Origin of the sequence: Microcoleus vaginatus FACHB-2002 (genome assembly GCF_040004035.1) — a bacterium.
Classification (GTDB): domain Bacteria; phylum Cyanobacteriota; class Cyanobacteriia; order Cyanobacteriales; family Microcoleaceae; genus Microcoleus; species Microcoleus vaginatus_C.
On sequence record NZ_JAMPLN010000041.1, the window covers coordinates 39,890 to 51,304 of the forward strand.

Below are 11,415 nucleotides of genomic sequence, written 5' to 3' on the forward strand. Positions count from 1 at the left end.
GATGATTAATTTTCAACAGCCCCTAAAGCTTTGAGCGTCGCTTTTTCAGCCTCCGTTAAACCCATAACACCCGTGATATTCATCTCCTCATAAAGTCCATCTGTGAGAGTCTTGATGCACTCCCCTGTTTTGACATCCCAGAGTTTAATCGTGTTGTCACCACTGCTACTGGCAAGCCATTCACCGCTGGGACTGAATGCGACTGAAAGAACGGCGTTTTCATGTCCGCTTAAAGTCCGCAAACACTCTCCTGTATTGCTATCCCAAAGCTTGATAATGTTGTCATCACTGCCACTTGCAAACTGTTGATTGTTAGGACTGAAGGCGATTGAATAAACCGAATTATCATGTCCGGTGAAAGTCCGCAAACACTCTCCGGTATCGCTATCCCAAAGTTTGATAGTATAGTCATCACTGCCACTTGCAATCAATTCACCATCAGAACTAAAAGTGACTGAATTAACCCAATTATTGTGTCCGGTAAAAGTCCGCAAACACTCTCCAGTATGACTGTTCCAAAGCTTGATAGTATTGTCACTACTGCCACTGACTAGCCATTCACCACCGGGACTGAAAGCAACTGAACGCACTCTACATTCACGATCGGTGAGAGTCAGAAAACACTCTCCGGTATGGTTATCCCAGAGTTTAATAGTATTGTCATAACTACCACTAGCTAGCCATTTACCGTCTGGACTAAAGGCGACTGAATAAATCCAACTTTTATGTCCTGTGAAAGTCTTAATACACACTCCAGTATGGATATTCCAAAGTTTAACTGTGTTGTCCCAACCGCCACTGACAAGCCATTGACCATCGGGACTGAATGCGACTGAACTCACTCTATTTTTATGTCCTTTGAAAGTCTTTATACACTTTCCGCTATGCCTATCCCAAAGCTTGATAGTATTGTCACTACTACCACTGGCAAACCAGTGACCGTCGGGACTGAAGGCGACTGAAAAAACCGCGTTTTCATATCCTGTCAAAGTCCGCAAACACTCTCCGGTATGCCTATCCCAAAGCTTGATAGTATTGTCAAAACTGCCACTGAAAAGCCATTCACCGTCGGGGCTAAAGGTAACTGAACTCACCCCATTTTCATGTCCGGTGAAAGTCCGCAAACACTCTCCGGTATGGCTGCCCCACAACTTGATAGTATTGTCAAAACTGCCACTGGAAAGCCATTCACCGTCGGGGCTAAAGGTAACTGAACTCACCCCATTTTCATGTCCGGTGAAAGTCCGCAAACACTCTCCGGTATGGCTGCCCCACAGCTTGATAGTTTTGTCATAACCTCCACTGGTAAGCCATTGACCGTCGGGACTGAAAGCCACTGAAAGAAGCGAATTTTCATGTCCGGTGAAAGTCCGCAAACATTCTCCAGTATGCTTATCCCAAAGCTTGATAGTATTATCAAAACTGCCACTGGCAAGCCATTCACCGTCGGGACTAAAGGTAACTGAGCTGATAGAATTTTTATGTCCGGTGAAAGTCCACAAACACTCTCCTGTATGGCTATTCCAAAGCTTGATAGTCTTGTCATAACTGCCACTGGCAAGCCATCCACCATCGGGACTAAAAGCAACTGAACGCACTGAATTTTCATGTCCGGTGAAAGTCCGCAAACATTCTCCAGTATGACTATCCCAAAGCTTGATACTATTGTCAACACTGTCACTGGCAAGCCATGCACCATCCGAACTGAAAGCAACTGAATGCACTGAATTTTTCCGTGCCCGACAAGTTAAAAGTTCTTTGGCACTGACTGCATCCCACAAACGAACAACACCATCACTACCACCTGTGGCAAATTGTTTGCCATCTGGACTAAATGAGACAGAATTAACTGTACGAAAGGCTTTAGCAAAAACAGACTCTGCTAAATTCGCATCAGCAAAATTGACACGTCGCAGGCTAGCCTTTGTAAAATCAGCACCTTTAATGATGGTATGAGAAAGGTCTTTTCCTTCCAAAACAGCATTGTCCCTTTTCACCAACAGCGTCGCCGCATTCCCTCCCACATAACCCACCTCGCTTTCAGTTTTACCTCGCGTTGCTTCTATAATTTCGAGTAGGGGCGACTTCTCTAAAGCCCCCCTTGTTAAGGGGGGAGAAATTGCATCCAACATCGGCAACAACAAATCCATCACAGCCTTCGTCAGTGGTGCTTGTCCGAAACTCTGAAGAAGTTGATCTAAATCTTCCGCAACAAATCCTTTCAAAGGCGCGATAAGTTCGTTCTTATTTCTCTTCTGGGCCTGAAGCCGACAATAATTAGACCAAGTGTATTCTTGAGGCGCTGCATTAGCATCTAAACAAGACTGTTCAGGCGCAACTAATTCGGTAAAATCTGCCGCCAAAACTCCCAATTCTGCTGCAAATTTATAAGCGACAAAAAACTCTAATAACGAACGGTGCGCCGGAGCATAATCGCCATCAGCATTGCGGATCAGCATGGTTTGACCCATCATGTCGTAGTGCCAGTGGTCTAAGTCTTTTTCCTCTTGGACGACGGAACCAAACAAGCTGCGGATGCGATCGGGAAAACCGCGATAATTGAGACTCATTTGGTCGGTAGACAGCATTTCCCAAGACAGTTCGCACAAAAAGTAAAGCTTATCTGCTACCGAAGTAAAAGTACGTTCTGCTTTGATATCTCTCTCTATCTTCCGCCGCACCGCATACAGATAAATCCGCGACATATCGACGGGTTTTCCAGCTTCAATATCGGGCAAAGCTTCCAAAATTAATTCGGTCATCACAGGGCGACGCGCTAAATCCAATAACTGCGGGTTTCCCATCACTTTTTCGACGGTCGCAGCTTCTGTTTGAAATGACAGCGCTTGCCCAATTTGCTCGTCGTTAAATTTTTCTAATTCTAAGACTTCAAATTGGGGAGTTTCGCCTGTTAAAATGGTTGTTGATGCTTGCAGTTCTGCATTGAACAATGCCCGTCCTTCCTTGCCTTCAGGAAAGTGTTCGGTACGGCAAGTGAGGATGACTTTTGCGCCGGGAACAACGGCTTTTGCTAGTTCCCAAAAGTTGTTGATGGTTTCTTGCCGATCGCACTTAGCGGCCATTTCATCAAAACCATCGAAAATCAACAAAAATTTACCCATGCGATTCAGTTGTTCAAAGGCCGAATAACCCGCCAAAGGTATCTCGTGCTTGCGAAAGAAAAACTCGGAAAATAGCGACTCGACACTAACTGCTTTCGCGTAATCTCGCAGCGGAATTACTAACGGCAAACGCGGACGTTCCAAGCCGCGCTTTTGAGCTTCTTTGTAGCGTTGCAGCGCCATCCAAGCATAGTGCATCGCAAACCAAGTTTTCCCGGTTCCAAATTCTCCTAAAACTGAAATATGTTCTTTTACTGGATCATTCAACCACAGGTCAATATAACCTTCGATCCAGCCATCTCGCCCGTCATAATGACTCACGCCTATCTTGCGGTGAGTATCGGGGTCAATTTCTTCTTTCGTACAGGCTAGCGGCACATATTTGGTATCAATTTCTCGGCTGGTAATTTCAGTTTCCAGCCAGTTGAGATAAGCGGTAAAATCGGCATCTTGGTCGAGTAATTCATCGAAGGTATAGCAAGCTAAATTACGATTTTCATCTTTTTCTACTTCATCCCGCGCGGCGCGACTGATGCGGCGGGCGGTGACTAACCAGCCTTCATCGGTGCGCTGTTTTTCCACCGACTCGCGCAGGGCTGAGATGTCTCTGAGTCCGGCTTCTCCGGCAATTCCGCGCACTAAAATGCGATCGTACCGATTGCGTCTGACGGGAACATTGATAATCCATTCAAAATAGTTATCTTGCCAAATTTCATATTTCTCAAACCGATAACTTAATGTTTCAAACCAACCTCGAACTTGTTGCGATAAAATAAAAACTTTAGACTTTTGGATAGTGTTTGATTCGGCTGCGGGAAGTGCGGGACAATCTTCAGCTTCCAGTCGTGCAAATTCGGTGCGAATTCCTTCGATAGTGGGGAGGCGTTCGATGCGATCCATTACCATAGATAGGCGTTTTTGCAAAGAGGCGAGCGCATTTCCCACCATCACATCTCCCAGCGTCCGCGTCCGCTTTGCTACTTCCATAAACACGGCGGCAAATGCCATGAATTCCCGTCGGGGGTCAATGCCTAAATCTCTAATTTCTTTGCCTAAAGCACTCTCATTCAGATATTCATCGCCTGCTTGAATTAAAATGGCTGGGCTATCGGACTCGAAAGCTTTGCGAAATGCTGATTCAATCTCTTTTTGGCGAAACAGTTCTAAAATCTGCTTGGGTTTGCCAGCGCCATACTCTACTAAAGTATAAACATAAACTCCGCTAAAATCTGCGGGCGGAGCATCGGGGTCGAGGTTAAATCTTTTTAATAATTTGATGACTGTTTCGTTGCGCTGAAACTTGTCTTTGACGGTGCCGAAGGGAATTGCCGTCAGGAGGCTGATAACTAAGTCAAGACTAATTGGGATCATGGAGGTATTCCTATTTGTCCGTGGAAGTAAGGCTCAAATCGGTAGGCTGTGTCCCTGAAATGCGTTGCGACAGCAAAATGCTGTAATTCTATGTTAACAGGAGTTACGCACTCCGGCAAAAGAAACCGGGTTTTTACAGACTCTGCTGGCTGGAACGAAATTTTTTCGCAAAAAACCCGGTTTCTGACTACCCGTGCGTAGGTTATATTCAGTTAATTAGCTTAGCATATTTTACAACAAATGACGATAATAAAACCGAGCAAAAACCGACATATTTTGTATAAAATTCACTGTCATATTAGTTGTTATATCCTGAATGCAAAAGCTAAAATATAGATAACTAACAAATAAATCTTGCTAACTATGAAAATACAATCTTCTGTCTTAGTCCACCTGGGATTTGGCAAATATGTACGCTCCGATCGAGTAACAGCAGTAATACCAATTGAAGAAGAACGCGGGCCCGGTCGGCGCACTTTCGTGCACGTAGACGGCGAAGCAGACCCGATCGTTGCTTCGCGCGCGGAAGATACAATTGTTCGCGATTTGGTGCAGGAACCCCGCGAAATAACTCAAGCTCGGCAGCAACAAGAAATCCTGCAAGATTTGCTGGCAGATTTGAGCAATGTTAACGTCACCGTGCGCCGCATCAGCCGCGATGAAGGTGGACTCGATCTCGAACGTTTGGAGCGCCGCATTCGCCAAATTTTAGACGCCTAAAAATGAAAGACCGCCCGGGCGGTCTTTTTTATTGTTTGTGTCGCTAAAAAATTTAAGTTGAGGGTTTCAAGGTAATTTCGATGTCCGCTAAACCGGTGAGTTTTTCCACCGCTTGCTCTTCTTCAATTCGCGGTACAAAAATAGTTAAACCTCCCGGAACGCACTCAATAGAAACCGGAGTCATGCCGATGATTTCGCCGTCTACAACCACTTTTTGAGGCGGATCGGCACTAATTTTTACTTTTTTTGCCCGCAAATAACCGATGTCGTCGCGATCCGTAGGATTGCCGCTCAAAGCTGTTTGCAAAAGGTGATAAGAAGCTGCGATCGCCCCAGCTTTATTCTCAGGCGCAACCAGCGTCACGTCCAGCAAGCCGTCATCAAAAACAATCCCCGCCGGGCCTTGAGCTAAAATGGAAGTAGGCGGCGCTGCATTCGCCACTGTCACGGCCACAGCAGTAAGGTGGATAATTTTATCGTCGGTTTCGATTTCCGCTTCAAATCTTTCTAAATTGTTTAACTGTTTAATTCCTGACAGAATGTAAGCCAGCATTCCCCAGCGATTCTTCATTTCGCGATCGGCTAGTTCGACAGTTTCCGCCTCAAAACCCACTCCAGCTAACAAAACCATCGGCATTTCACCGTTACAAATCGCCGCATCCACCACCCGCGTCAACCCTCCAAAAATAGTGGCGCAGGCGGTTTCAATTGTATTCGGAATATCTAAAGCATTAGCAAAAGCATTAGCCGTTCCCCGCGAAATAATTCCTAAAGGAATATTTGTGCCGACAATCGCCCCAGCAACTGCAGATAATGTGCCGTCGCCCCCGCAAGCAATAATTGCCTCAACTCCTCTATCAACTGCTTCGCGGGCAATTTGATCTGCGTCTAATTCTGGGGTTGTCAGCCGAATGTCTAAGTCAATAAAAGGCTCTAAAAGTTCCTGAATTTTAGCTAAGTCTTGGTCGGGATCGCTGTTGCCGGCGACGGGATTGAAAATTAGGCAAGCTGAACGTTTCATAGTTGATAATAGGTAATAGGTAATGGGTAAGGGCTGAACTGAAACTCTAGATTTTTTTCGTTTCGTTTGTATCCAAGTTTCGAACGCCATCGCATCCCCCTTAATAAGACCCATTTTGAGTGTTCTTATCCCCCCCTTATTAAGGGGAGTTAAGGGGGGAGCAAGACTCAACTATAACCCTGATTTGGACATGGTTTTAACATTAAGTTAACACAAATGCCATGCCCGCTAAACTTCGACAACCCTCACCTATTTTTCAAAGGTTTAGTTAAGACTTGACAAAAGTCCACTCTAAGACTTCGCGGGGAGCTTTGTGCAACGCTTCCTTGATTTCCTTGTTGCTGTCGAACTTGACTTTATCCAAAAGGCACGCTTCGACGTTAACAGTAAACTTATCGTCTTCAAAAGGCCAAGGAGTTACAGTCACGAGTTCGTTGCTGTGCTGTACAATATCGTAGCGCTTGCCGTCCGGGCCGACACTAATTTCTAAAGCTCGTTCTCCGGCGGGTAACTCGCGGCTGCAAAGAATTAATGATAGCCGATCGCACCACTGGAAAAAAGCATAAGCTGCCTTAGCATCTTCCTCGGAAATATTCAACTCTTTTTGCCATTTTTTTTGATTTGCCAGTTGCTCGTCCAAAAACTCGTCGAGTTCCTTCGACTCTCCCCGCTTTCCTTCATTGAGATAGCTCATGTGCATAGAAATCAGCATGGCTACCCACCTACCGCGATATAGGGAATTCTCGGTCATGGCTTTAATTTTCGGCAGAGAAGTTTCCGTCTGCAACGTAAAATCAAAGGGCGCGCCCGCTTCAGTTAAAATATTTTCTTCCCACTCTTTCTCCAAATCATCGTGATGCGAAATAGCCGCTATGGTTTCGTACAAGCGAAGCGGAGATTTCGAGCGCTTCCACTGTCCGCCAAGTTGGGCGGCGAGCAAAGCATGGGCGCGGTGGTAAATAATTTCCCAGCCCGTTGCGGTTAAGTTAGCAATCATTGAATTTTTCTCCTGAATTAAATTGATACGAGTATTTTGTGCGAGCATTCGGCTCTTGATCCCCCCTAACCTTAAAAAAGGGGGAACCGGAATCGGTCAAAGTCCACCTTTTTATATCGTTTCCGGTTGCATGGGAATGATAAAGTCAAGGTCCATAATTCCCCATTCCCCGACTCCCCATCATTCCGGTGTAACCGGAATTGATATTAAGGGCGATCGAGACTTGCAGAAAAACGAAAGTTAAATCACAAAAGGTTCGATCGAGATCTCCTGCCATTTCCCCTCAAATCGTTCGACAACCATAGGTCGGATGCGGAACTTCGGGGGACACCCGTCGAGAACATCAATCCGCAAACACGAATAAGGACGGCGTTTGTGGGAACCTTGACCGCTGCGGCCGACAAATAGCAAAGATTCCGCTATCCGCCGATCGGCTTTTTGCGATCGCCCGCCCTCACGCGCCAAGCGATCGGCTTCAGGACTCAATGGTTCCTGCAACATCGGCCCTTCCGGGCGCTGGCGGCGGAGACTGTGGCCGCTTCCCCCGCAGATAATCCAATTAATCCCAGAGTCGCCGTGTCCGGTATTCCCAGTCCGCAGGTATTCCAAACAGTGAGCGTGGCCAGTCAGCACCAAATCTACTAGCGGACGCCCCCGCGCCGCCTCCCCAACAGCATCGGCCACCCCGTCGAGCACCTCGCGCAATCGCCACCGAACCGCCAAAGTTTGAGCTTGATTCCACTTTGTCGCCTCAGTCACGTAGGGGGGATGGTGCAGGTAAATTACCCGCCCCCGCACCTCGGAATCGCGCCAAGAGTTAATCAGCCTTTTTTTCAGCCATTCGAGCTGTTCAACGTCCGTGGCGGCTGTTTGGTGGGGCGACAGTTGTTTGTCAATATCCATCAACATTTCGTCAAGTTGCTCTAACTTGGCGCCCAAGTCGTCTAGCTGTTCGGCTTCTTCGGGAATTTCGGGGTTGAGCCGATCGCACATTTCGAGCATTGCCAATTTTTCTTGTTCCAACTTCTGGCGATCGAGTTCCAAATTCTGGCGGCGAATGTCGCCCTGTTTGGTTTTCGGGATCGGTAAGGGCTCGTTGAAGGTGTTGGAGTCGAGGGCGAAGAAGTCGATGCCGCCGCTGCGGAAGGTGTAGTAGCGGTTGGGTAAGCGGGTAAAGCGTCCGGGTTGGTAGCGGATGCAGCGGCCTGTGCTGGTGCTGGCGGTGTAGTGGGCGTCTAGGTGGCGATCGAGCTCTCCCGGCATTTTGTGAGCTTTGAGGTAGTCGAGAAAGGCTTTGGCGTAGGTGTTTCCGCGATCGGAACCGTGCCAGCCGACATCGAGATCCAACTTGGAACCCAACAGCCGGCGCAGCGGCAAAGCTGTCGCCGACAGAATGCCGTAGACTATGGGCAAGTCGTAATAGTCGTGGTTTCCCGGTACGGGCAAAAACGGAAAGTTAAACACCATGCGATCGTAGGCAATCCGAGAGGGATGCTCGCCGCCGACTATAAATTCTCGGTAGGGGCGAATAAAGTTTTGCAAGTAATATTCGCTGGAACCTACGAGATAAACTACATCGCCGGTGTGGAGGACGAAACGGCAGGTTTCGCGCTCGGAGAGCATTTGTTCGGCAATCTGCCGCTGGGGATTGTAGCCGCGGTGGTTGCCCGTGCCGCTATCGCCTACGACTAAAAACGAAAACTCTGGAGAGTCGGTGGTTGGAGATTCCAAAACCATCCGAGTTTGGTCGATTCCCCGATGGACGATCGACTGTTCTTGCCACCGCACCCGCTCGTTCATTTTGCGGATTTTGACTTTTATTTGCGGGTCGGAAACGAATTTCAATTCACCTCTTCTCCAAAATTGCTGAGTTCCTAATTATTAATATTGCAGCGATCGGGCGAGTTTTTACATCTCTCTAAAAGCTGAAAATCGAGGCGCGGGTACTCAGAAACCTGGTTTTTAGGAGAATACTGCCTGACAACTGACATATTGCACCATTCTCAATAAGCCTTTTATGGGCTGGCTCTGGGGCCCACCCCACAAGAAAATCCACTCTTTGTGGAACAGCTCGGAAAGCCTGTTAAGCGAGAATGGTGCAATATGTGAGACGATCGCACTCTCCGACTCCAAGGGCGATCGAGCCCTACACCCTGCCCCAAGTGGGTAACATCAGATAGAACGCAGTAAACAAATATAAAATGGAAGCAATACAACTGTCTTTGTTCTCAAACGAGGAAGAATTAATTCCTGCCAAAAAGCAGAAGAAAGCAAAATTAGGGCGTTACGAACGCATCCAACGCGAACTAGAAGCAAATGACTGCGACCCCTACAAGATATTCCTTGATGTTGAATCTCAGTCACTGCCAAAATCAGACTATACATTTGTCGATCTTTTTTGCGGTGCGGGCGGCATGACCCAAGGTTTATTGCAAGCAGGTTTTCGACCAGTAGCAAGCGTTGAAATTAATCCCATCGCCTCGGCAACTCATACAAAAAACTTTCCCGATTGCCATCACTTGTGCGACGATATAAAAAACTTAAATCCCCAAAAGTTGCTCGCTGAAATTGGTTCGCCAGAAGTTCATCTTGTTGTAGGCGGGCCGCCGTGTCAAGGCTTCTCAGTTGCAGGAAAACGCGACCCCAACGACCCTCGAAATCGCCTCTTTAGAGAGTTTGTCCGCGTTGTCTCTGAAATACGTCCTTGGTATGTTGTCATGGAAAACGTACCCGGAATATTGACTATACAAAAAGGAGCTGTTAAGCAAGCCATTTGCGAGGCTTTTCAGGAAATTGGCTATCCCCATATGTCCGTTGCTGTTCTAGAATCAGCCGCCTATGGAGTCGCGCAAATCCGCCCGCGAGCCATTTTTATTGCCAATAGATTTGGGATGCAAAATCCCTATCCGAAGCCGCAATTGTTGCCAGAACAATACAAAGCGATTGAGTCAGCAATTGATGATTTACCAGAGTATACTCCCATACCCGAAATTAACCACGAATGGACTCGTCATTCTGTTGAGTACATGGAAAGACTTGCTAAAGTTCCACCAGGCGGTTCTTTGTATGAAAGCTACGCCGATGCTTTCAAGCGACAGTATCCGGGAAAACCGAGTATGACTGTTAAAGAAAATCACGGCGGCACTCATATTCATCCTTATCTCAATCGCGTAATTTCAGCTCGCGAAATGGCGAGATTGCAAAGTTTCCCGGATTCATTTATTTTTGAAGGTTCGATGAAAAAGGCAATGTGGCAAATTGGAAATGCTGTGCCTCCCCGTTTAGCAGAGTGTATCGGCGTTGCACTTATTCCATATTTGAATGATATTGCTTTGAATAGATTTACGCAGCCTGAAATAATTGTTCTAGCTTCTTAATTGCTGGCAACGGTTTACCTTCCGCACTTTATCAACAGCTTGAAGAAACTAGCGATGATGAGTTGCTAGGGTTGTGTGAGAAACTGCTGATGCTGATTGAAGTGGGTAAGCGTTCTAGCGATCGCTACGAGCACATTCAAGCGGCAAAAGCCAATAACCCTGAAACTACCGTCAGCGAAGAGTTTTAGAGAAGCATTATCCACTTCCAAGCTGGGAGTGGATGACTTTTTCAGTCAGCAAGGCAGTTTGCCATAACGCTAGGCACGGGTAAGCTCTGAGGTAAGCGATGTCAGTTCCGTAATACTTTGCTGAATCTGGGTTACAGCCTACCGAAATAGTAGGGAGATTGCAAGGCCCCTGTTCCCCTTATCTAAGAAAAGGTCAGATATCCTAATGTTACTCGCATAAATTTTGCCTTTTCCAAATTTTTTTTGCATATATGCTATAATCGGTTTATGTCTTATAGCATATATGATGGAATAGCGTCATGACAGATAGCATACATGATTTTCCGTTCGACCTGGGGCAGACTCTAGCTGAGCTGAGAAACGCAGCAGGTAAGACGCAGACTGATATCGCTGGAAATCTCAAAATAGATCAAAGCCGTGTCTCGCGTATCGAGAAAGGGACTGTCTCTCCCACTCAAAGCGAGATTGATGGATATTTAAGTGCTATTGGAACAGATGATGCAAAGCTGACGGGGTGACAACCCTGTTAAAACATAGACTGAATCAAGGACATAGCTCTCATACCCTTCTGAAAAAATGGCAATTTATTAGGTCTTATTTTCATTAATTCAACAACTAT

At 46.7% G+C, this 11,415-nt stretch carries 7 protein-coding genes; 3 read left to right on the top strand and 4 right to left on the bottom strand.

What is annotated here, in order from left to right; genetic code table 11:
• Positions 1-5: 5 nt before the first annotated feature.
• On the bottom strand, positions 6-4,493 hold the full coding sequence (locus NDI35_RS25160) for a WD40 domain-containing protein (protein WP_445315101.1): 4,488 nt from the start codon (positions 4,491-4,493) through the stop codon (positions 6-8).
• A 363-nt stretch (positions 4,494-4,856) separates the two neighbouring features.
• Between NDI35_RS25160 and NDI35_RS25165 the strand changes: the two genes are divergently transcribed.
• Entirely contained in the window at positions 4,857-5,213 is a 357-nt protein-coding gene (locus tag NDI35_RS25165; RefSeq protein WP_006631047.1) for a hypothetical protein, read from the top strand.
• Between the two features lie 52 nt (positions 5,214-5,265).
• Here NDI35_RS25165 and NDI35_RS25170 read toward each other — a convergent pair whose 3' ends face one another.
• The 3 genes from NDI35_RS25170 to NDI35_RS25180 all read right to left on the bottom strand — a co-directional run bounded on the left by NDI35_RS25170 (position 5,266) and on the right by NDI35_RS25180 (position 9,076).
• The gene (locus tag NDI35_RS25170; protein ID WP_445315102.1) at positions 5,266-6,234 is read right to left on the bottom strand and encodes a YegS/Rv2252/BmrU family lipid kinase; all 969 of its coding nucleotides are present in this window, start codon (positions 6,232-6,234) and stop codon (positions 5,266-5,268) included.
• Positions 6,235-6,502: 268 nt separating this feature from the next.
• Positions 6,503-7,231, bottom strand: a complete 729-nt coding sequence (locus NDI35_RS25175) for a DUF3891 family protein (RefSeq protein ID WP_445315103.1) — start codon at positions 7,229-7,231, stop codon at positions 6,503-6,505.
• Between the two features lie 240 nt (positions 7,232-7,471).
• Positions 7,472-9,076, bottom strand: a complete 1,605-nt coding sequence (locus tag NDI35_RS25180; protein WP_445315104.1) for a metallophosphoesterase family protein — start codon at positions 9,074-9,076, stop codon at positions 7,472-7,474.
• Positions 9,077-9,432: 356 nt separating this feature from the next.
• Between NDI35_RS25180 and NDI35_RS25185 the strand changes: the two genes are divergently transcribed.
• A complete protein-coding gene (locus NDI35_RS25185) occupies positions 9,433-10,608 on the top strand; it encodes a DNA cytosine methyltransferase (RefSeq protein ID WP_445315105.1) in 1,176 nt (391 codons plus the stop codon).
• A 487-nt stretch (positions 10,609-11,095) separates the two neighbouring features.
• Complete coding sequence (locus NDI35_RS25190) at positions 11,096-11,314, top strand: helix-turn-helix domain-containing protein (protein ID WP_445315106.1); 219 nt, start codon at positions 11,096-11,098, stop codon at positions 11,312-11,314.
• Positions 11,315-11,415: the final 101 nt, after the last annotated feature.

Bases quoted from the DNA above. Each gene is read 5' to 3' on its own strand.
- NDI35_RS25175 (WP_445315103.1), bottom strand. From the start codon at position 7,231: ATGATTGCTAACTTAACCGCAACGGGCTGGGAAATTATTTACCACCGC.
- NDI35_RS25160 (WP_445315101.1), bottom strand. From the start codon at position 4,493: ATGATCCCAATTAGTCTTGACTTAGTTATCAGCCTCCTGACGGCAATT.
- NDI35_RS25165 (WP_006631047.1), top strand. From the start codon at position 4,857: ATGAAAATACAATCTTCTGTCTTAGTCCACCTGGGATTTGGCAAATAT.
- NDI35_RS25185 (WP_445315105.1), top strand. From the start codon at position 9,433: ATGGAAGCAATACAACTGTCTTTGTTCTCAAACGAGGAAGAATTAATT.
- NDI35_RS25170 (WP_445315102.1), bottom strand. From the start codon at position 6,234: ATGAAACGTTCAGCTTGCCTAATTTTCAATCCCGTCGCCGGCAACAGC.
- NDI35_RS25190 (WP_445315106.1), top strand. From the start codon at position 11,096: ATGACAGATAGCATACATGATTTTCCGTTCGACCTGGGGCAGACTCTA.